The organism is Streptomyces sp. NPDC047079, from assembly GCF_040643755.1.
Taxonomy (GTDB): Bacteria; Actinomycetota; Actinomycetes; order Streptomycetales; family Streptomycetaceae; genus Streptomyces.
On record NZ_JBEYUZ010000002.1, the window covers coordinates 96,666 to 117,816 of the forward strand.

Sequence of the window (21,151 nt, forward strand, 5' to 3'; positions counted from 1 at the left end):
CCGTGGGGGGGAGACGGACCGGCCCGAGGGGGGGTTTCCACCATAACCCTTCGTAAGGGCCGGCGCCTGCATTGGCGGGCCACAACTACTCTCCGAAATCATCCGGCGACGCCCTGGTGGCCCCGGAGGCGTTGATTCCGCACCGAATCATGGCCGAATCACGGGGGATTCCAAGGAAAACCGGCCGAATCCCGAGGGATCCAAGGGGATCTAAGGGATGTGCGTAGCATGGTGGGGCAAGTGAGGACACCGTGCGGCGTACTCCAGGTGGGTGACCCGCGCGAGGAACGGCAACTTGACGCCGCCGCTAACGTGGCCGCCATGGCCACGTTCACGACGGCGGAGGCGATCGCACCGGTACCCCTGGAGGTCGCCCGGTCGGCGCGCGACCGGCGGCGCGGGCTGCTCGGACGCGAGGGGATCGAGGGCGCGTTGCTGCTCAGCCCGGCCGGCGCGGTGCACACCCTGGGGATGCGGTTCGCGATCGACGTCGCGTATCTGGACCGGAACCTGCGGGTGGTGGCGGTGAGGAGCATGCGGCCGGGGCGGATCGGCCTGCCTCGTCCGTGGGCGCGCCACGTTCTGGAGGCGGAGGCCGGAGCGATGGAGCACTGGGGCGTACGACGCGGAAGCCGCATCGCCCTTCGGGACGTCTGACGGCGCGTCGGCCCCGGGAGCAGGGCACCGCGCAGCCCCCTCCACTGCGCGGTACCGCCCGCGCAGCTTTGCTCACGCGAATTACCTTGGTCTGAACTTAACGTGAGCCGCACGGGCGACGCGAGCCGCGCTCGATAACGATGTGGAAACCCCGGGCGCTCGCCCCCTCACGGGGACTCCTGTGCCCCGGGTTTACGGGCCTCGACCAGGAAGCGGGTGCTGTGGGCGACGAAGGGTCCCTCGGAGCGGATCCGCTCGTGCAGGGACCGCAGACGGGGCTCGTACCGCTCCACGGTGAAATCGGGCACCATCCAGATCACCTTGCGCAGGAAGTGGACGACCGTGCCGATGTCGTGGAACTCCATACGCAGCCGGGCCTCCTGGAGGTCGACGACCTCGAGACCGGCCGCTTCGGCCTCTGCCCGCGCGTGCCTGGGATCCCGCGCGCCGCGGACCTCCTCCGGCTGCGGCCCGAGGAAGTACTCGACGACCTCGAACGCGCTCGCCGGGCCGACCTGCTGCGAGAAGTACGTGCCGCCGGGGCGCAGGACACGAGCGATCTCACGCCAGTACGTCCGCACCGGGTGCCGGCTGGTGACGAGGTCGAAGGCGGCGTCCGCGAAGGGCAGCGGCGCGTCCTCGGGCGAGGCGACGACCACCGCACCACGCGGATGGAGCAGGGCGGTGGCCCGGGCGACGTTGGCCGGCCAGCCCTCGGTGGCGGCGGTGACCGGCGGCAGGGTCGGGGCCGAGGCCAGGACCTCTCCTCCGCCGGTCTGGATGTCGAGCGCGGCGGAGGCGCGCGCGAGCCGCTCCGCCATCGAACGCGCGTAACCCCACGGTGGCCGCTCCTCCGTCGCCCTTCCCTCGAACCATGAGAAGTCCCAGCCGTCGACGGAGGCGTCGACGGCTTCCCGGACGAGTTCTTCGAACGTACGGTCGCCGCTCACACGGGCGATGCTTTCAGCGCCCGGCCCGGGGGCGCGACCGAATAACGGCGTCGGGACCGCCCAGGCTCCTGCCTGGCACCGCCGAGGGGCGGACTACGGCACCAGCGGGCGGACTTCCCCGGCCGCGAACCGTACGAAGCCCTCGGGGTCCGGCTCGTCGCCCGTGGGCTGGAGGACCACCGTGTCGGCACCCGCCTCCGCCAGCCGCCGGACGGCCTTGGCGACGGCGCCCGCGTCCCCCGCGACACCGAGGTCCGGCACGGAACCCAGGCCCGTCGCGTCGAGCTCGGCCCTGAGGCGGGCAGCAGCGTCCGGGCCGGTGGCGGTGAGCAGGTAGACGACGACGTGGTGGGGGTCGGTACGGCCGGCCGCCGCCCGCCCGTCGTCGATGAGGGCGCGGGCCCGCCGTACGCCCTCAGCCGTGGTGGACGCGGTCAGGACCGTCCCGTCCGCCGCCTGCCCGGAAAGCCGCAGCGACTGCGGTCCGGTGGCCCCGGCGAGAACGCGGACCGGCTCCGCGGGCGGCCAGTCCAGCGCGACGGCGTCGAGCCTCACATACCGCCCGTCCGTGGTGACGCGCTCGCCGCGGAGCAGGGCCCGCAGGGCGTCGAGGTACTCGCGCAACAGCGTCAGGGGCGACTCGGCACGGGCGCCGACCTGTCCCATCCAGCTCTGGACGCCGTGCCCGACGCCGAGGACCGCCCGGCCCGGGAACATGCGCTCCAGCGTGGCGGCCTCCATCGCGGTGACCGCGACGTTCCGCAGCGGGACGGGCAGCAGTCCGATGCCCACGCGCAGCCGCTCGGTCCAGGCGAGCGCGGCGGCCGCGGCCGAGACGCCCCCTTCCAGGAAGCAGTCCTCCCACAGCCACAGCTCCTCGAGGGCCGACTCGTCGGCCAGCCGGGCCAACGCGTGCAGCCGCTCGGGGGGCAGTTGCGGCCGGAACAAGGCACCGAGTCCAGTCATGCGGCCTTCCTACCGAGCGGGCCCGGAGCGCACAACACCTTTAACGGCCGCCTTCCCTGGGGCGCTCGTAGTGCAGCAGCACGACACCGTTGCCGAACCGGCGGGAGTCGATGAGGCGCAGGGCGGTCAGCTCGTCGGACTCGGCGAAGAGGCGCTGCCCGCGGCCGACGAGGATCGGATGGACGTACACCCGGAACTCGTCCACCAGGTCGTGCCGCAGGAACTCGGCGGCCAGTGCGGCACCGCCGAGCGCGAGGTCGCCGCCCTCCTGCGCCTTGAGCGCGAGGACGTCCTCCACCACGACCTCCCTGACGATGGTGGTGTGCCAGCCCGCGTGCTGGAGCGTCCGGGAGAACACGACCTTCGGCATGTTCCGCCAGATCCGGGCGTACTCCATCATCGGCCCCGAGCGGTGCGGATCGGCGTCCGCGGTGGGCCAGAAATCGGCCATGAGCTCGTAGGTGACACGCCCGTTCAGGAACGCGCCCATCTCCTTCAGCACGTCGTTGAAATGCTGGTGCAGTTCGTCGTCGACAAGGTGCCAGTCGATCTCACGGTTCGGGCCCTCGATGAAGCCGTCCAGGGACATGGACATCATCAGGACGATCTTTCTCATGGCAGCTCCCGGTTCCGACGCCGACCATCCGGACGGCACGAGCATCGCGCAGCGGCGCCGCGCGCAGGGGGAGGCTGCTCCGGGTGATTCGCACCCGGAGCTCAGCCCCCGGCGGTACCCGCCGAACCCGAGGAGGGCTCCCCCCTGGGGAACGACACCTCCACGCGGCGGTTCTTGCGGCGCCCCTCCTCCGTGGAGTTGTCGGCGATCGGGTAGTCCTCGCTGTAGCCGCGCACCTCGAAGGTGACGGTCCCGCCCAGGCGCGCGGCCAGCCGGTCGTGGACCGCCTCCGCGCGCTTCCTGGAGAGGACCAGGCCATGGGCGTACGAGCCCAGGTTGTCGGTGAAGCCGAAGACGCGGACGTTCGTGGCGCTCTGCTTCCTTATCTCGTCCGCGATGGCGTCGATGCGGGAGCGGGCCTCCGGGTTCAGCTTGTTGCTGTCCTTGGGGAACAGCACCTCCGCCTGGAGCGCGAACGTGACGTTCTCGTTGGTGTCCTCACGGCGCTCCTCACCGCCGAGGTCCTCCACGACGGACTTGATGTCGAGCACCTTGGCCGGCGCGAGGGTGGCCCCGTCGGAGAGCTTCAGCCCCGGGCTGCCGGGGTCGACGGTCGGTGGCGGCGAGGTGGTGACGGTACCGGGGGGCGCGCTGGGACTGTCATCGGCGGCGGCCGGGGGGCCACCGGCGAGCCCCAGCACGGTGAGGAGGGAGAGGGCGGTGACGGCACGGAGGGGGAGGGGCATGGCCGTTCACCCCCGGGAGAGTTCGATGGAGGCGGGGGGCATGGCACCGACCTGGAAGTCGACGGTGTCGGTGCCTTCGGGTGGGGCGGGGAACTGGGCGAACCATTGCGCGGTCGCCCCTTCCCTGACTCCGCCGGTGAACTGCGTGCAGAGGCAGCGTCCCGAGGTGTCGCGGAGGATCAGGTACTTCTTCTTGCCCTTCTGATCGATCAGGCTGGCCCCGGCGATGGATCCACCGTTCCTGGCCAGCTCCCGCTCGTCACCGCGCCAGCTCGCAGCCACCCAGAGCGTGCCCGTGTTGTTAGTGACGGTCCCTTCGACGGTGACGAAGCCCCCGTTGTCACGTTTCGCGGAGGTCACCGTCAGCGCCAGTCCGTTCTCTCCCTTGACCTCGGCGAGTACCGTGTCCGGCTGAGGCGCCTGGGACTGCTCCTGGTCGCCGCCACCGCTTCGGGCGGGTGCCGACGAAGCCGATGCTCCCTTGTCCGACTTACCGTCACTTCCCCCACCGCAACCGGCCACCGTGAGGACCAGCCCGGTCGTGATCGCGACCGCGCTCAGCACCCTGCGGCCCCTCATGGTGCGCGGAAAGTCCATCGGTACGGCTTCCTTTCATTTGGCCAGATGCACAGAGAACAGCACGGACGCGTCAGGAAGGTCGTCCGAACCAAAATGTGCGGGGTCGACGTCCACGGACTGGCCGTCACAGTCGAGATGGACGGGCTTTTTCGGATCGGCGTCCGACGGGACGATGCAGCGCGGTTCAATCACCGCGACGGCCTCGGCCCTCGCGTGCCGTGTCTCCGTGCCCGGAATGATGGACTTCCCCACCGTGTAGCGGGTCTCGATCTCCACCTGGTATCCGGGAAAGCCATTGACGGTGGTGGGGACGGCGCCGCCCTGTACGGTCGAGTCGTTGTCGGCGGCCAGCCGCTCGGCCGCGGCGCTCGCTCCCGTGCCCTGGAGGCCTTCGCCTCGAAGCCACTTCAGCCAGTCGTCATTCTTTCCGATGGCGCCCTGCAGGCCCGCCATCAACTCCTGGCGAGAGTCCTGTGCGGCTGCCAACGCAGCAGCGTCCGCCGCGGATTGAGCTCCATTGCGGGCGGACGCTGCTTGGGCGAAGACGAAGAAAGCGATCGCGGCGAACAGCAGGATCCCCGTTAGCCAGATGTAGAGGGGGAGCGTCTGTCCGCTGTCTGTGAGTCGGCGTGGAGGGGTCAGCCGCCGCCGATGACGTTGGTCACCGCATTCATGATCGCCCCCGAGATCGCGCCGTCGAGTCCGAGGCCGTCGATCATTGTGAAGATCCCGGCAATGATGATCATCAGCCCGGCGTACTCCACGAACCCGGCCCCCGCATCCCGTCCGGCCCCCCGCATCCGGGATGCCACGGTCCGCTTCCACGTGCCGATCCTGTGCCTCGTCCTTGTCACCACGGCCCCTGCCCTCCCGCCCGATGCGGCTACGACCAACCCACGCACCGTACGTGAAAGCGTCCTCACCGGGAGTGGGTCCAGGGGCCCAACTTCCGTACGCCGGACGGGTCATCGGCTCCACCCCTCCCGGGCCGTCCCCAGCCAGTGGGCGATCGCCTCGCTGCGCGAAGAACTGTGCAGCTTCGCGAAGATGCGGTTGATGTGGTTCTTGACCGTCTTCTCGCTGATGAAGCAGGCGGCGGCGATCTGCCGGTTGTTCATGCCGGCCGCGATGAGATCCATGACCTCCACCTCCCTGGAGCTCAGGCCGAAGTCCAGCCATCCCGCGGCACGGCGCCGCAGGCCCCCCGTGCGGGCGGGCCGAGCCTTCGACGAATGTGCCACAGGCGGTTGCAGGTGCGAAGTGCTTCGTTTCGGTTCGTAGGAAACTCCGAGCGAAGACGAGACAGGGTGGCGCCCTTGCCGCAGATCCCGCACCGCGGCGACCAGTTCGGCCGCAGTGAACTCGCCGTGCACGAGATAGCCGGAGGCCCCGCGGCGCAGCGCCTCCGCCACGACCTCGGGTTCCCCGCTGTACGTGAGCATCATCACGGGGGCCGTACGGGCCAGTCGGGGCAGCGCGGTCAGGCCGTCCGTGCCGGGCATACGGAGGTCCAGGAGGACGACGTCCGGGTGGTGCCGGGCGGCGTACGCGAGGGCCTGCTCGCCGTCGGCCGCCTCCGCCACCACGTCGATGTCACCGTGGACGGACAGCAGGGCGGTCAGGCCCGCCCGTACGACCGGGTTGTCGTCGGCCACGAGGACGCGCAGCGGCGGACCGGGAAGTGCCTGGTCAGGCATGGGCGGCCTCCTCTTGGGGGCGGTGGGGAGCGGGGGCGGGAACGGGGATGTGCAGATGGATCTCGGCGCCGCCGAGCGGTGAGCGGCCCAGGCGGAGGCGGCCACGCAGGGAGGCGGCGCGTTCCGCCATGCCCAGCAGGCCGAAGTGGCCGGTTTTCGCCAGGTTCTCGGGCACGGCCGTCGGGGGCAGGCCGACACCGTTGTCCCCGATGCGCAGATCGAACGCCGCGACGCCGGAGGCTTCGAGTTCGATGCGTACGCGGGTGGCACGGGCGTGGCGGTGGGTGTTCTCCAGTGCCTCGGAGACGATGGACAGCACGTCGTGGGCCGTCGCGTACGGCAGCATCAGCGGGGTGTCCGGCAGCCTCAGGTCGGTCTCGGCGCCGTCGCGGGCGGAGAACTGCCGTGCCCGCACGGTCAGTTCGGCGGCCAGGTCCAAGCGTCCCGTCGTGAAGTGGGTGCGGTGGCGCAGGTCCGACAGCAGGTCGCGGGACTCCGTCGCGGCGCGGCGTGCCGCGTCGGCCACCAGTCTCGCCTGGCGCTTGAGCGTTGCGGGGTCGTGGTTCTCGGCCGAGGCGGCGAGCGCCTCCGCGGCCAGCGCCAGTCCGTGCAGGGTCTTCGTGACCGAATCGTGCATCTCCCGGGCCAGCCGGGCGCGTTCGGATTCGACGGCCTCCGTCGCCGCGAGACGGGCGTTCGCCTCCGACAGTGCCTCGCTGGCGGCGCCGAAGCGGAACATCAGATTGCGCAGGGTCACCCCGATGACGCCCGCGGCGGCGCAGAACCCGGCGATGAGGAGGGTGCTGACACCGGCGCCGGGGCGGTGCTCCCAGGCGCGGAACACCGCGAGCACGACGGCCAGTTGCAGACCGGTGAGGACGCCGGCGCCGCGCCAGCCGTAGAGCAGGCCGGACAGCAGGGGTGTGCAGACCGTGGCGTAGGCGAGCGGGGAGGCCGGGGACGCGGTCAGCAGGAGGGTGGCGACGAAGAGCAGGTCCAGCGCCATGAGCGTCGGGTGCGCGAGCAGGCGCGGGCCGACGCGGTCCCAGTCGCGCAGCAGGGCGTACGACGTCATCACGCCGAGGACGGCGGCCGCGAGGACGGCGTAGCGGGGGGCGCCGGAGGGCGTGTGGGACAGGGCGAACGGGGTTCCGATCACGACCATGGCGAGGCGTACGGCCACGGTCTGGCGGCACAGGGCCTGGAGTGCGCCCAGCTGGAGGCGGACGCTGGCGGGCGGCGGGGCGTCGTCCTCCAGGTACCCGGGGGTGGGGTGACCGGTCCGGCTGCGCATCATCGGCCCAGGATCGAACCGAAATCCGTCCCCGCGCCCAGGAACATGCCCGTGGCGATGAGGATCATCGTCGCCGGGAGCATGAAGACCAGGGTGACCAGCGTGGCCTTGGGGATCGTCTTGGCCGCGCGGCGGCGGGCGTTCTGGGCGTCCGTGCGCCGCATGTCGGTGGCCAGCTGGATCAGCGTCTCCGCGATCGGGGAGCCCAGCTCCTCACCCTGCTGGAGGGCGGAGACGAACTGGGCGACCTGCTCGGATGAGTTGCGGCGGCGCAGTTCGTCGAAGGCCTGCCGGCGGCTGACGCCCATGTCCATCTGGCGCAGGGTGATGCGCAGTTCGTCCGCCCAGGGCCCCTCGTACTTCTCGGCGACCCGGTCCAGCGCCTGGCGGAAGCCGAGACCTGCCGAGACGACGACCGCGAGGACGTCCAGGAAGTCCGGCAGCGTGCGGTCGATGACCTCCTTGCGTTCGCGGATGGCCTGCCAGATCAGGGCGTCCGCGGCGAGCAGGCCGAAGGCGAAGGTGAGCGCGGCGAAGAGCAGTTGTCCGTTCGAGAGGAACATCAGGCCCACGACCAGGCCGAAGACGCCGTACACCGCCCGGCGTGCGGCGTACCGCTGAAGGGTGAGGCCGCCCGGGTTCCCGGCCATGTCGATGCGGCGGCGTTTGGCGTCGACGCGGCGCGGCCCCATGAGGCGCAGCACGAGCGGGGCGAACCGCATGCCGAGGCGGTCGACCGCCGAGCCCGCCTTGGAGACCCGAGTGGCGCCCACCTCCAGTGCGAGCGCCAGGTCGCTCGGCAGCTTCGCGTCGGCGCGGATCATACGGATGCCGAGGAGGATCCCGGTGACGGAGACGGCCGTCAGCAGGGCGAGGAGCAGGGGCAGCATCCCGGTCATGGCGGTCATCGCAGGCCCCTCCTCAGACTTCGATCTTGCCGAGACGGCGGATGACGAAGAAGCCGGCCATGTAGAGGCCGAGCGCGACAAGGACCAGCCCCTGGCCGAGCGGGGAGCCGGTGACACGGGCGAGGGCGCCCTCGTTCGAGGAGTTGACCAGGACCAGGGAGCCGAGGCCCAGCAGCGGTACCGTGAAGGCCGTCGCGTTGACCTCGGACAGCATGGTGCGGACCTCCCGCCGGGTCTCCTTGCGGTCCTCCAGGGTCTGGGTGAGGTTGCGCAGCGAGTTGACGACCGAGCCGCCCGCCTTGTTGGCGAGGACGAGCGTGGTGACCAGGACGATCAGTTCGCGGGAGGGCAGACGCTCGGCGAGTTCGCCGAGGGCGTCGTCGATCGAGCGGCCGAGCATCAGCTGGTCGGCGACGCGCGCCAGTTCCTCGCCGGCCGGGGCCTCCAGTTCCTCCGCGGCCATGGCGAGGGCGGTGCGCAGGGCGAGGCCGGCGGCCGTGGCGTTGGCCAGCAGGCGGGCCACGTCCGGGAGCTGGTTGATGAAGGCCTCGATGCGTTTCTGGCGCTGCCAGTTGAGGAAGACGGCCGCGCTCCAGACGCCGACCAGGGCGGCAAGGGGGCCGAAGAAGGGCGCCAGCGTCGACGCCGCGATCAGCCAGAGCGCGACGACGACGGCGGCGACGTAGGTGAAGAACTCCCCCGGCGTCAGATCGAGTCCCGTGGCCGACAGGCGCAGCTGGAGGATGCGGCCCAGACGGGTGCGGCGCAGCCGCCGGTCGACGGCGGTGAAGCGCCGCACGCGGCCGGCCGCCGTGCGCGGGGGGCCCGCCGGGTTGCCGGAGAGCCGGTCGACGAGCGCCTGCCGCTGGGCCCGTCCGGAGGCGAACAGGTGGACGCCCGCGACGGCGAGCGTGCCGGTGAGGACGGTGGCGCCGAGGGCGAGGAGGGCGGGGTCGTTCATGGCGCGCTCCTGACGTGAGCGGGGGTCATCCGAGGGCCTGCCGCGTGTTCAGTGGGTCGATGGCCTCCGCGACGCCGAAGGCGGGCGGGAGCGGTTCGTCGGCGACGTACAGCTTCTCCGCGACCGGCCGGGGCAGTGGGAGGTGCTCGAAGCGGCCGCGGACGATCCGGTCGGCCGCGAGGGGCTGGGGGACGAAACGGGACACGGTGGCGACGCGGAACTGTTCCCGGCCGTGGGAGACCACGAGGGCGATCTCGACCACCTTGCGGGAGCCGTCGGCGTACCGGGCGAGCTGGACGACCACGTCCACCGCCGAGTTGATCTGGTCCTTGAGCGCCTCGAACGGGATCAGCACCTCGGACATCGAGCCCAGGGTCTGCAACCGCATCAGGGCGTCCTCGGCGGAGTTGGCGTGGACGGTGGCGAGCGAGCCGTCGTGGCCCGTCGACATCGCCTGGAGCATGTCCAGGGTCTCGCCGCCGCGGACCTCACCGACGATGATGCGGTCGGGCCGCATGCGGAGGCTGTTGCGGACCAGGTCGCGGATGGTGATCTGGCCCTTGCCCTCGACGTTCGGTGGCCGGGACTCCAGCCGGATCACATGCTCCTGCTGAAGCTGGAGTTCGGCGGAGTCCTCGATGGTGATGATGCGCTCGTGCGCCGGGATGAGCCCCGACAGGGCGTTGAGGAGGGTCGTCTTCCCGGTGCCCGTGCCACCGCTGACGATGAGGTTGAAGCGGGCCCGGACGAACGCGGCGAGCAGCATCAGCATCTGCTCGTCGAGGGAGCCCAGGCCGATGAGCTCGGGGAGGGTGTAGGCACGCGGGAAGCGGCGGATCGTGAGGGTGGGCCCGGTCAGGGCGAGCGGCGGGATGATGACGTTGACGCGTTCGCCGGTGGGCAGGCGGGCGTCGACCATCGGGTTGGACTCGTCGACGCGCCGGTTGACCGTCGAGACGATGCGTTCGATCGTCTGCATCAGCTGCTCGGTGGAGGCGAAGCGCAGCGGGAGTTGTTCGACGCGACCCGCCCGCTCCACGAAGATCGAGTCGGGGCCGTTCACCATGATCTCGGTGATGGACGCGTCGGCGAGGAGCGGCTCGAGGACACCGAGGCCGAGGGCCTCGTCGACCACCCGGCGGATCAGCTGGGAGCGCTCGGCGGAGGAGAGGACCGGCCCTTCCCGGCTGATGATGTGGCCGAGGACGCGCTCCAGGCGGACCCGGCGTTCGGCCGCCGCGAGGCCGGACATCTCGGCGAGGTCGATCTCTTCGAGGAGCTTGGCGCGGTAGACCACGACGAGGTGTCCGTCCTCGCGGGCGGCTCCGCCGTCGTCGGGGGCGGCGATACGGGAGCGCAGACTCATACCGGTCGTCAACTCCTCTACGGGGTGGCGGAGTCGGGGTCGTTGGGCATGGTGGCGTGGCGGGTCACGGGCCAGGCGTCGAAGAGGGGGATGACGGAGGGGACGGTGACGGTGACCCTGGCGGTGGTCGTGCCGGCGCCTCGGGGCGCGTAGACGCTCGGGCGCAGCCAGCCGCTGACGGCCGCCGTGCCCGCCGCGGCGCCGTCCCCGTTCTGGGAGGCGACGCGGGCGGCGGCGCGGGCGGCGGTGCCGGCCTGGTTGATGCCGTAGCCGATGAGGCCGAGCTGGATGGCGGCCATCCCGATGACCAGGAGGATGGGAAGGAAGCCGGCGAATTCCAGCATGGAGACGCCCCGGTCGTCGCAGCGGCGCGTTCGCCGCCCCCGGGGGATCGCCGTACGGCGCGGAAGAGCCCTCATCGGCCGTTCCCCTCCAGCGCCGCGCCCGCGCTTCCCTCCACCGGCCAGCCCGGGACGACGCCCGGGAAGAACAGGGGGACGTCCGCCCGTATCGTCGCCTTCATCACCGGCCCCTCCTGCCCGCAGTGGATGTCCGCGCCGCTCCAGGCGCCCGGCAGATGCGCGGCCCCCGCCGACCGGCACGCCGCCGCCACATCGCCGTGCACGGCATAGGCCGCCGTGGCCGCGCGCGCCGCCTCGTCTGCCGCGTTGCCCGCCAGCGAGTACGTGTAGCCGTACAGGACGCACTCCCACAGCAGTGCCATCACGACCAGCAGCAGCGGGAACATCCCGGCGAACTCCAGGGTGACCGCGCCGCGGTCCCCGCCCTTGCGCCACAGGGTCAGCGCTCCCCGGTCCGACGGCGCCTTCCGCCGCCGTCCGCCCCCGCCCTCCTGCGCCGTCACCAGGCCCAGTTCGGCCGCCAGTGCGCAGAGCGCCTGCTTCACCGTGGAGCGGGCGTCGAGGTCCTGGAGGCGCCCGGCGTCCACGACCGACTGAAGCTCCTTGAAGGACGCGGGGACCGCGGCGCGGGCCACCCTGGTGCCGGTGATGCGTTCGACGAGGGCCGGCTGGATCTCCGTACCGCGTGAGTGGCGGTTGACGACCGTGAGCGTCTCCTCGGCCTTGCGGATCTGGAGCCGGTCCCACAGGCGCACCATCCGCTTGGCGGCGCGGACCGCGACCACGTCCGGGGTGACGAGCAGCAGCGCCTGGTCGGCGACCTCGACGGCCGCGGCGGTCGCGGAGTTCATCTGGGCGCCGCAGTCGACGATCACCACGTCGTGGCGGGAGCGCAGCGCGCCGATGACCTGGCGGGCCACCCGGTCGGTGACCTCCTCGCCGCGTTCGCCCTCGGCGGGGGCGAGCAGCAGCCCGACACCGCTGTCGTGGGCGTAGACGGCGTCCTGGAGGACCCGGGGGTTGATGTCCGTGATCGCGGCGAGGTCGGCGACCGAGCGCCGGAACTGCACGTCCAGGTACGAGGCGACGTCGCCGGACTGGAGGTCGAGGTCGACCAGGGCGACCGTACGGCCCGACGCCCGTGCCGCGAGGGCCAGTTGAACGGCCGTGACCGTCGCGCCGACACCGCCCTTCGCGCCGGTCACCGTCACCACGGTCCCGCCGGGGCCGGTGTACACCTCGGGGGCCCCGCTGCCCAGGTGGCGGCGCATCCCTGCGGACCAGGCGGCGGCGGCCTGGACGCGTTCGGCGAGGGCGTCGTAGCCGAGAGGGAGGGGGACGATGCCGCGGGCGCCGGAGTCCATAGCGGCGGTGAGGACGCCCGTGCTCGTGTCGGCGGTGACGAGGACGACCCCGACCGCCGGGAACCGCATCACCAGGTCCCGGATCAGGTCGAGCGCGGGGACCGGTCCGATCCGCTCGTGGACGAGCACGACCTCCGGCAGTTCGTCGAGGGACTCGCCGGCCAGCCGCGCCAGGGTGTCGAGCAGGGCGGTGGAGTCCTGCACGGGTTGGGCGGGCTCGGCGTCGGGGAGCTGGCCGATCAGGGGTGTGAGCGCGCGCATCGCGTCGGGGTCGCCGACGGCGGGGAGGATGCGGATGGTCATCGGCGCAACCTCCCGAGGACGGGACCGCCGAGAACAGTGCCGCCGGGGGCGGGACCGCTGCGGACGGGACCGCCGGGGACCGGGACGGACCTCATGCGTGGCCTCCTACTTGTCCTGGTCGAGGGTGTACGTGCGGTCGCCGGGCGTGACCGTGGTCTGGGAGCCGCCCGCGACCAGGGCGAGCCGGACGTGTTCGGCGAACGACTCGGCGTACGCGACCCGTTGGGCGTCCGCCGTGTCGAGCGCGAAGGTGATGGGGACGGCTTCGGTGGCGTTGCGGCGGCGCTCGTCGCTGGACTGCTGCGGGTCGAGGGCGGTGAGCCTGCCGACGTCGAGGACGCGGGCATTGGTCACGATGACCTTGGACTCGTCCTTGCTCTTGTCGTTCTGCGCCTTGAAGGTCGCGTAGATGTTGACCCGCGAGCCGGGGTCGATCTTGCCGGCCACACCGGTGGACGCGTCGATCATGATCGCGATCTCCTGCTGTCCCGCCTGGAGGGCGGGCCGGTCGACGATCATGTCGCTCTGGAGCAGCGATCCCTTCTCCAGCCGGGTCACGGCGATCTTGCCGCGGATCTGCGAGAGGCTGGTGACCGCGGTCGCGGGCAGCCAGCGCCGGGGCATGGAGATCTGCTGGAACCGGTCGGCCGTCAGCGGCTGGTACGGCGGGATGTCGCCCTTGAGCCGGTACGCCGTGACCTCCGGCCCCACCTTCGAGTTCACGTCGCGGATCACCGACAGGACTCCGGCGAAGGCGCCGACGGCGGCGAGCGCCGAGAGCACCAGCAGGATGACGCCGCGGCGCTGGCGTGCGTTCACTACATCTCACCTCGAAGGGACGTGCCGAGCGGTCGGGCGGTCCGCTGTCCGGCCAGGGGGACGGTCAGCGGTCAAGCGGTGGTGCGCACGGGGCTCATGTGCCGCCCCGCGGCAGTGCGCGGGCGGCGGCGACCGGCTGCTGTTCGGGGGGCGGCGGCAGGGGTGCGGCGCAGAAGCCGCAGCGGTCTCCGATGAGTTCGAGGCCGCACCAGTGGCACACCTCGCGTCGTACGGACGAGACGAGCTGGTAGAGCACGGACACGTCGTGCAGGCCCGCGGCGAACTCCACGAGCCGCTGGGTCCCCCACCAGCGCCCGGAGTCCTTCGGCAGGGGCACGGTCGCCACACCCTGCACGCGCCATGCGGGCGCGAGGGAGGCGGTGACCCAGTCCGAGGGCGGCTGGCCGGAGGCGACGACCATCCGGGTGCCGAACTCAGGGCCCGGTAACTCCCCCTGCCCGACGCGGACGAGCTGCGGCCGGGGATGTGCGAGTACGGCGAACTGGGAGTTCGAGGCCCAGGACTTGGCGTGTGCGGCGAGCGAGACGGGCACGCGGTCGAGCTTCGCGACCGAGCCGAGGAGGGCACCGGCGTAGACGTAGTGGGCGAGCAGCCGTGCGGACGACGCCAGTACGCCCGGGCTGAAGTCACAGACCGACAGCCGGCGTAGCTGCTGGGCGAGCAGGGCGAGCCCGAGCGGGGGCAGATCGAGGCCGAGCAGCGCGATGCGGTCGCTCTCCAGGACCGAGCGCACGGTGCGCAGCCGCTGGACGGCCGGGTCGTCGCCCGACGCGGCGTGCAGCGCGATGACGTACCCGTGCTGCTCGATGAGGGCGTGCATGCCGTTCAGGGACTGCTCGAGCGTGGGCTGGGGCTGGACCGCGGCGGGCGGCGTCTGCCGGTCGAGCGGTGGGAGCACCAGGTCGGGACTGGTGACGGCTATCGCGGTCGGCACGGCTGCAACACCACCCCGTTCACTGCGGCGGGGTGGTCGACCACCGCCTCAGTTGGCCCCTGTGACGTCCTCTTGCATCGTCCTGCAACAGCACCATATCCACGGCATGCCCCGCTCAACACCGAATCCGGAAGATCATCTCACCGAAGGTGCGAGCATGATCCACACAGAGTAGGCGCATATGCCGCAACTCGGCGCTCGGCCAAGGGCGTTGGCGGCGCCGGAGGCCTTGACATCCGAATTGGTCTGGACCAAATTCATCTCATCAGGCGGTGGCCACCGTTCCGCAGTGCCCTCCCTCCCCCCTGCCCTCTCCCCCATCGGAGGCCCAAGTGGACCGCGTACCAGGCATGCTCCGCCGCAGACGGACCCTGGCCGGGGCCGCCGTCGCCGCCCTCGCCCTCACCTTCCTGGGCGCCGGGCACGCGGCCGCCGCGGACCTGAACAACGCGAAGAACGCCGGCTTCGAGTCCGGCCTCGCCGACTGGACCTGTTCGGCCGGCAGCGGTACGACGGTGCCGTCCCCGGTGCACGGCGGCACGGCCGCGCTGAAGGCCGCCCCGGCGGGCCAGGACAACGCGCAGTGCACCCAGACCGTGGCGGTCAGGCCCAACTCGACGTACACGCTGAGCGCGTGGGTGCAGGGCGGCTACACCTACCTGGGCGCGACGGGCACCGGCACGACGGACGTCTCGACGTGGACGCCGGACTCGCCGAGCTGGAAGCAGCTGTCGACGACCTTCACCACCGGCGCCGCTACGACCTCGGTGAGGGTGTACCTGCACGGCTGGTACGGCCAGGCGGCGTACTACGCGGACGACGTGTCGGTGTTCGGCCCGGACGGGGGCGGCGGGGGCGACCCGTCACCCACCCTGCCCGCGGCCCCCACGGGTCTCGCGGTCTCCTCCACCACGTCCTCGTCGGCCTCCCTGTCCTGGAACACGGTGTCGGGCGCGACGGGCTACAACGTCTATCAGGGCGGTACCAGGGTGTCCGCCGTGACCGGCACCTCGGCCACGGTGACGGGCCTGTCCCCGTCGACGTCGTACTCCTTCCAGGTGACGGCGACGAACGCGGCGGGCGAGTCGCCGAAGTCGGCACCGGTGACGGCCACGACCGCCCCCTCGTCCGGCGGCGGCGGAGGCGGGGGACTGCCGAAGCACGCGGTGACGGGCTACTGGCAGAACTTCAACAACGGCGCGACGGTGCAGAAGCTCTCGGACGTGCCGTCGCAGTACGACATCATCGCGGTGGCGTTCGCGGACGCGACGAGCACGCCGGGCGCGGTGTCCTTCACCCTGGACTCCTCCGGCCTCGGCGGCTACACGGTGGACCGGTTCAAGGCGGACATCGCCGCCAAGCACGCGGCCGGCAAGAAGGTGGTCGTCTCGGTCGGCGGGCAAAACGGCACGGTGTCGGTGAGCGACGCGGCGTCGGCGGCGAACTTCGCCGACTCGGTCTACTCGCTGATGCAGACGTACGGCTTCGACGGCGTGGACATCGATCTGGAGAACGGTCTGAACGCCACGTACATGACGCAGGCGCTGCGGCAACTGTCGTCGAAGGCGGGATCGTCGCTGGTCATCACGATGGCCCCGCAGACGATCGACATGCAGTCGACGTCGAGCGCCTACTTCCAGACGGCGCTGAACGTCAAGGACATCCTCACGGTCGTCAACACGCAGTACTACAACAGCGGTTCCATGCTGGGCTGTGACGGCAAGGTCTACAGCCAGGGCTCGGTGGACTTCCTGACGGCTCTGGCCTGCGTCCAGCTCCAGGGCGGACTGTCCCCGTCCCAGGTGGGTCTGGGCGTCCCCGCCTCGCCGAGCGGGGCGGGAAGCGGTTATGTCTCCCCGGCGGTGGTGAACAACGCCCTCGACTGCCTGGCCAAGGCCACGAGCTGCGGCTCCTTCAAGCCGTCGAAGACCTATCCCGACCTGCGGGGCGCCATGGCCTGGTCGACGAACTGGGACGCGGCGGCCGGCAACGCCTGGTCCAGCACGGTGGGCCCGCACGTCCACGCGCTGCCCTGACTCCTCACCTGACACCGCACCTTGGACGCCCGGCCTCCGGAGGCCGGGCGTCCGCCTTCCGGTGCTCCGGGTTCACGGTGCCGGTGCGGCCGTCCGGGCCAGGAAGGCCTCGACGGTCGCCGTGAAGCGGTCGGCGTCGTCGAGCCAGGGGTAGTGACCGGCCCCGGGCTGAAGGACGAGCTCGGCGTGCGGGAAGAGCGCGGCGTACTCGGCCACCGCACGGGGAGGAGCATTCAGGTCGACCTCCCCGCCGAGCAGCAGCACGGGCGACCCGAACCCCGCGAGCGCCGCCCGGGTGGCGTCGGGCTCGAATGCGCCCTCGGCACCGAAGGCGGCAGCCGCCTCGCTGTTCTTCTGCTCGCCGTCGGCGGCCTCGAGGGCCCGCGCCGGCTCGTCCCAGCGGCCGTGGAAGAACGGGGCGACGGCCTGCCAGTGGTCACCCGTGGCGCGGCCCGCCACGATCTCCTCCAGGGCCGCGTAGGCGGCCGGGAACCATGGTTCGTGCCGGCGCAGCCGTGCCGTCTCACGCCGGACGTCTCCCGTGACCGCGATACCGACGGCCATGACACTCGGCGTGATCAACGCGAGCCGGCCGACACGCTCCGGGTGACGGCTCGCGTACGACGCTGCGAGGTTGGCCCCGGCACTGTGCGCGAGCAGGTCCATGCCGTCCAGACCGAGGTGCTCGCGCAGGGCCTCCACGTCGTCGACGAGCCGGTCGCAGCGGTAGGAGGCGGTGTCCTCAGGGGCCGCCGACCGGCCGGTGCCCCGAAGATCCAGCCGGATCAGCCGCCGGTGCGCGGGGAGGCCGCCCAGGTCGCCCAGGTAGGCGGAGTCCCTCATCGGCCCCCCGGGCAGGCAGATCACCGGGGGGCCGTCCCCGGACACGTGGTACGCCAGCGTCGTTCCGTCATACGCGGAGAAGGTCGGCATGACGAGGACCATGTCAGCACCGCTCGGACCCGGCAACCGGATTCTGCCCACCCGGCCCGCCCCCACCCGCCGCTCCCCCTCGGCCCGTTGAAACATTTCCGTGGTCCCATCGCATCAATGAGGTGAGGGCCGTACGGAACGGACGGCGACGCGATGGCACGGCACACGGGGGACGCATGAGACAGGGCCGCAGCGACGGGTACCCGGAGTTCGCGGCGGCGCGGGCCAGGCATCTGTACCGGTCCGCCTGTCTGCTCACCGGCGGCGACACCCATCTCGCCGAGGACCTGGTCCAGGAGACCCTCGGCCGGGTGTACCTCCGCTGGGGCCGTGTCGCCCGCGCCGACAACCCCGCCGCTTACGCCCAGACCGTCCTCACCCGCACCTTCCTCGCCCATCAGCGGCGCCACAGCAGCCGCAGGGAACGCGCCACCGATGCGCTCCCCGAGGTGCCAGACCCGGGCGCGACCGGGGACACACCGCTGCGGCTCACCCTTGTCGAGGCGCTCGGGCGGCTGTCCGCCAAGGACCGTGCCGTGGTCGTCCTGCGCTACTGGGAGGACCGCAGCATCGAGGAGACCGCGGCAGCCATGAACACCAGTTCCGCGGCCGTCCGCACCCGCTGTGTCCGCGCTCTCGGCCGGCTGCGCGCCGAGCTCGGCGACGCCCTCAGTGAGTACGCGACGCCCTGACCCGCCCCCGGGGGCTCCGGGACCCCCGGGAGCCCCTTCATCCAACCGGCCATGACCACCACCCCACCCGCAGAAACGGCGGTTTTGCCATGCCCGTTGAAGACCACGACCCCTTCGAGGACCGATTCGCCGCGGCCCTGCGTCAGGCCGGCGGCACCTTCGAGAGCCACCGGCTCGACCTGGCCGCCCGCGCCGAGACGCGCGGCCGAAAGCTCCGCCGGCGCCGGGCCGCCGTCGTGGGCGGCGTGGCCGGGGTCGCGCTCGTCGGGCTGGGCGCGGCGCTCGTCCTGCCCGGCGTCCGGGCGGACGACGGACGACGGCAGTCCGTGGCCGACCGCCCGTCAACCCCCTCGGCCCCGTCCGCCTCACCCACTCGGCCGGCCCCCGTGTCCGCCGACGACCTCGTCCGCACCCTGGAACGGCTTCTCCCGAAAGGCCAGTTCAGCGACGAAGACGGGCGCGGCACCGGCGATGAGCCGACGCCGTACGCACGGGTCGTGTACGACGACGGAAAGGGCAAGGCCGCCGTCGCCGTAGCGGTGGACCGCGTGCAGCCCGGCAGCAGCCAGGCCTTCGGGGCCACCACGTGTCCCGACAAGGTGTTCGTCCCCTACGACGCCTGCGCCACGAGCAAGCTCGCCGACGGTTCGGCGCTCATGGTTCTCCAGGGATACGAGTACCCGGACCGCCGGGTCGACACCAAGCTGTGGACCGCCGAGCTCGTCACGCCGAAGGGGCAGCACATCAGCGTCCAGGAGTGGAACGCCCCTGCCGAGAAGGACGCGTCCGTCAGCCGCGCCCGGCCGCCCCTCTCCCCGGAGCAGCTGAAGGCGCTCGTCAGCGCGCGGGAGTGGCGTGCCGTCGCCGACGCCATCCCCGCGGATCCCCGTGTGCCGACGACCGAGCCGAGCCGGCCGCAGGGTGTCCCCGGCGGCTCGGTGTCGTCCACGCTCGCCACTCTCCTGCCCAAGGGGGTCAAGGTCGTCTCGAAGGGCGTCGCGGACCCCGGGTTCGGATACGTCGTCCTCGACGACGGCAAGGGCGCGAGCATGGTCCAGGTCAATGTGCAGCCGGACATGCGCGATGTCGCGGGCGACCTCTTCGGCTCAGGTTCCAAGACGCTGCCCGACGGCACCAAGGTCGCCACGCATCAGGGGCTCGGCGAGAAGGGCGGCAGGGGAGTCGTCATGTGGACCGTCGACACCATGCGCGCGGACGGCCGCCGGGTGGTGATCAGTTCCTTCAACTCCGGTGCGCAGAACACCCCGGCGACCCGTCCGGCCCCCGCGCTCACCCTGAAGCAGATGGAGGCCATCGCCACCAGCGCGAAGTGGTTCGGGCGCGGCTGACCTCGCGCCGATCGATCGGGCCCCGGGGCGGTATGCGCCCGCGGGGCCCGAGCCGTGTTCCCCTCGGTTCGGGCCGGCGATCCTTCGAGCTATTGACCTGCGCATGTCATTTGCGCACCATGAGCGCGACACCCGCACGTACGTCGCAGTGAACGAACCACCCCCCGCTCCACTCCACCCCCACATCCGGCAGAGCCCCGGAACCCTGGAGACACAAGGAGACTTCATGCGACTTCGCATACGCGGATCGGGCATACGCGGATCGGGCACCCGCGGCGGCAGAAGGACCGCCGCCCTCACCACCCTCCTGGCGCTCGCCCTCGCCGCACCCATCGCGGCCACCACCAGCGCCACGGCCACCGGCGCCCGGCCGGACCGCTCCCCCTCCGGGGACGTCCGCCAGTACGAGATCCATCGGGGCACGACTGCCGTGACCCGTACGGCCCTTCAGCGGACCGGTGTGACGGTCGACGAGGCGGACGAGGAGACGGTCGTCGTCTCCGGCCGCGCGCGACAGGTCCAGAGGCTGCGGGCGATGGGCTATGACGTCACCCCGCTCGCCGCCGCACCCAACCGCTCCGGCGGCGCGGGCGACGCGCGGCTCTTCGACTTCCCCTCGGCGGACTCGAAGTACCACAACTACGCCGAGATGAACGCGGAGATCGACCAGCGGCTCGCGGCCTACCCGGGCATCATGAGCAAGCGGGTGATCGGCAAGTCGTACCAGGGCAGGGACATCGTCGCCATCAAGGTCAGCGACAACGTGGCGACCGACGAGAACGAGCCCGAGGTTCTGTTCACCTTCCACCAGCACGCGCGCGAGCATCTGACGGTCGAGATGGCCCTGTACCTGCTGCGTGAGCTGGGGGCGGGCTACGGCGGCGACTCCCGGATCACCAACCTCGTGAACAGCCGGGAGATCTGGCTCGTCCCCGACCTCAACCCGGACGGCGGCGAGTACGACATCGCCACCGGCTCGTACCGTTCCTGGCGCAAGAACCGCCAGCCCAACTCCGGTTCGTCGTACGTCGGTACGGACCTGAACCGCAACTGGAACCACAAGTGGGGCTGCTGCGGCGGCTCCTCCGGGTCCGCCTCGTCGGAGACGTACCGCGGCGCGTCCGCCGAGTCGGCGCCCGAGGTGAAGGTGGTCGCCGACTTCGTGCGCGGGCGGGTCGTCGGCGGGAAGCAGCAGATCAAGGCGGGCATCGACTTCCACACCTACAGCGAACTGGTGCTCTGGCCCTTCGGGTACACCTACGCCGACACGGCGACGGGCATGACGGCGGACGATGCCGCCGCCTTCAAGGCCGTGGGGCGGAAGATGGCCGCGAGCAACGGCTACACACCCGAGCAGTCGAGCGACCTGTACATCACCGACGGGTCGATCGACGACTATCTGTGGGGCACCCAGAAGATCTTCGACTACACCTTCGAGATGTACCCGACGTCCAGTTCGTCGGGCGGCTTCTACCCGCCCGACGAGGTCATCGAGCGGGAGACGTCACGCAACCGCGACGCGGTGCTGCAACTGCTGGAGAACGCGGACTGCATGTACCGGTCCATCGGCAAGGAGGCCCAGTACTGCGGCTGACGCC

General features: G+C 71.5%; 21 protein-coding genes. 5 read left to right on the forward strand and 16 right to left on the reverse strand.

Annotated elements, in window-relative coordinates:
* Positions 1-321: 321 nt before the first annotated feature.
* Positions 322-657 carry a DUF192 domain-containing protein gene (locus ABZ823_RS02945; RefSeq protein ID WP_361653013.1) on the forward strand — a complete coding sequence of 112 codons (336 nt, stop codon included), beginning with the start codon at positions 322-324 and terminating at the stop codon, positions 655-657.
* Between the two features lie 167 nt (positions 658-824).
* Here the strand turns inward: ABZ823_RS02945 and ABZ823_RS02950 are convergent, their stop codons facing one another.
* The 15 genes from ABZ823_RS02950 to ABZ823_RS03020 form a co-directional block, all read right to left on the reverse strand.
* Positions 825-1,607: a class I SAM-dependent methyltransferase gene (locus ABZ823_RS02950; RefSeq protein WP_361653015.1), complete on the reverse strand. Its 783-nt coding sequence runs from the start codon at positions 1,605-1,607 to the stop codon at positions 825-827.
* A 93-nt stretch (positions 1,608-1,700) separates the two neighbouring features.
* Positions 1,701-2,573 carry an LLM class flavin-dependent oxidoreductase gene (locus ABZ823_RS02955; RefSeq protein ID WP_361653017.1) on the reverse strand — a complete coding sequence of 291 codons (873 nt, stop codon included), beginning with the start codon at positions 2,571-2,573 and terminating at the stop codon, positions 1,701-1,703.
* A gap of 40 nt (positions 2,574-2,613) precedes the next feature.
* Entirely contained in the window at positions 2,614-3,189 is a 576-nt protein-coding gene (locus ABZ823_RS02960; RefSeq protein ID WP_361653019.1) for a dihydrofolate reductase family protein, read from the reverse strand.
* 101 nt (positions 3,190-3,290) lie between these two features.
* Positions 3,291-3,935, reverse strand: a complete 645-nt coding sequence (locus ABZ823_RS02965) for an OmpA family protein (RefSeq protein ID WP_361653021.1) — start codon at positions 3,933-3,935, stop codon at positions 3,291-3,293.
* A gap of 6 nt (positions 3,936-3,941) precedes the next feature.
* Positions 3,942-4,532, reverse strand: coding sequence for a hypothetical protein (locus ABZ823_RS02970; protein WP_361653023.1), 591 nt, complete (start codon positions 4,530-4,532; stop codon positions 3,942-3,944).
* Positions 4,533-4,547: 15 nt separating this feature from the next.
* The gene (locus ABZ823_RS02975; RefSeq protein WP_361653651.1) at positions 4,548-5,156 is read right to left on the reverse strand and encodes a pilus assembly protein TadG-related protein; all 609 of its coding nucleotides are present in this window, start codon (positions 5,154-5,156) and stop codon (positions 4,548-4,550) included.
* 323 nt (positions 5,157-5,479) lie between these two features.
* Positions 5,480-6,211: a response regulator transcription factor gene (locus ABZ823_RS02980; RefSeq protein ID WP_361653025.1), complete on the reverse strand. Its 732-nt coding sequence runs from the start codon at positions 6,209-6,211 to the stop codon at positions 5,480-5,482.
* Entirely contained in the window at positions 6,204-7,508 is a 1,305-nt protein-coding gene (locus ABZ823_RS02985) for a histidine kinase (protein ID WP_361653027.1), read from the reverse strand. The genes ABZ823_RS02980 and ABZ823_RS02985 overlap by 8 nt, the downstream gene beginning before the upstream one ends.
* Positions 7,505-8,413 (reverse strand): DUF5936 domain-containing protein, encoded by a 909-nt coding sequence (locus tag ABZ823_RS02990; protein ID WP_361653029.1) that lies wholly within the window; start codon positions 8,411-8,413, stop codon positions 7,505-7,507. The genes ABZ823_RS02985 and ABZ823_RS02990 overlap by 4 nt, the downstream gene beginning before the upstream one ends.
* Positions 8,414-8,426: 13 nt before the next feature.
* On the reverse strand, positions 8,427-9,374 hold the full coding sequence (locus ABZ823_RS02995) for a type II secretion system F family protein (RefSeq protein WP_361653031.1): 948 nt from the start codon (positions 9,372-9,374) through the stop codon (positions 8,427-8,429).
* A gap of 25 nt (positions 9,375-9,399) precedes the next feature.
* Positions 9,400-10,740 (reverse strand): CpaF family protein, encoded by a 1,341-nt coding sequence (locus ABZ823_RS03000; protein WP_361653033.1) that lies wholly within the window; start codon positions 10,738-10,740, stop codon positions 9,400-9,402.
* A gap of 17 nt (positions 10,741-10,757) precedes the next feature.
* Positions 10,758-11,159, reverse strand: coding sequence for a TadE family protein (locus tag ABZ823_RS03005; RefSeq protein WP_361653035.1), 402 nt, complete (start codon positions 11,157-11,159; stop codon positions 10,758-10,760).
* Positions 11,156-12,769, reverse strand: a complete 1,614-nt coding sequence (locus ABZ823_RS03010) for an AAA family ATPase (RefSeq protein ID WP_361653037.1) — start codon at positions 12,767-12,769, stop codon at positions 11,156-11,158. The genes ABZ823_RS03005 and ABZ823_RS03010 overlap by 4 nt, the downstream gene beginning before the upstream one ends.
* Positions 12,770-12,874: 105 nt before the next feature.
* On the reverse strand, positions 12,875-13,588 hold the full coding sequence (gene cpaB / locus ABZ823_RS03015; protein ID WP_361653039.1) for a Flp pilus assembly protein CpaB: 714 nt from the start codon (positions 13,586-13,588) through the stop codon (positions 12,875-12,877).
* A gap of 94 nt (positions 13,589-13,682) precedes the next feature.
* A complete protein-coding gene (locus tag ABZ823_RS03020) occupies positions 13,683-14,543 on the reverse strand; it encodes a hypothetical protein (RefSeq protein WP_361653041.1) in 861 nt (286 codons plus the stop codon).
* Between the two features lie 350 nt (positions 14,544-14,893).
* Between ABZ823_RS03020 and ABZ823_RS03025 the strand changes: the two genes are divergently transcribed.
* On the forward strand, positions 14,894-16,579 hold the full coding sequence (locus ABZ823_RS03025; protein WP_361653653.1) for a glycoside hydrolase family 18 protein: 1,686 nt from the start codon (positions 14,894-14,896) through the stop codon (positions 16,577-16,579).
* A gap of 72 nt (positions 16,580-16,651) precedes the next feature.
* Here ABZ823_RS03025 and ABZ823_RS03030 read toward each other — a convergent pair whose 3' ends face one another.
* Positions 16,652-17,512, reverse strand: coding sequence for an alpha/beta hydrolase (locus tag ABZ823_RS03030; protein WP_361653043.1), 861 nt, complete (start codon positions 17,510-17,512; stop codon positions 16,652-16,654).
* Between the two features lie 176 nt (positions 17,513-17,688).
* On the opposite strand from ABZ823_RS03030, the gene ABZ823_RS03035 reads away from it, so the two are divergent.
* From ABZ823_RS03035 to ABZ823_RS03045, 3 genes are all read left to right on the forward strand, one after another.
* On the forward strand, positions 17,689-18,204 hold the full coding sequence (locus tag ABZ823_RS03035; protein WP_361653045.1) for a SigE family RNA polymerase sigma factor: 516 nt from the start codon (positions 17,689-17,691) through the stop codon (positions 18,202-18,204).
* Positions 18,205-18,293: 89 nt separating this feature from the next.
* Positions 18,294-19,553, forward strand: coding sequence for a hypothetical protein (locus ABZ823_RS03040; RefSeq protein ID WP_361653047.1), 1,260 nt, complete (start codon positions 18,294-18,296; stop codon positions 19,551-19,553).
* A gap of 226 nt (positions 19,554-19,779) precedes the next feature.
* A complete protein-coding gene (locus ABZ823_RS03045; protein WP_361653049.1) occupies positions 19,780-21,147 on the forward strand; it encodes a M14 family metallopeptidase in 1,368 nt (455 codons plus the stop codon).
* Positions 21,148-21,151: the final 4 nt, after the last annotated feature.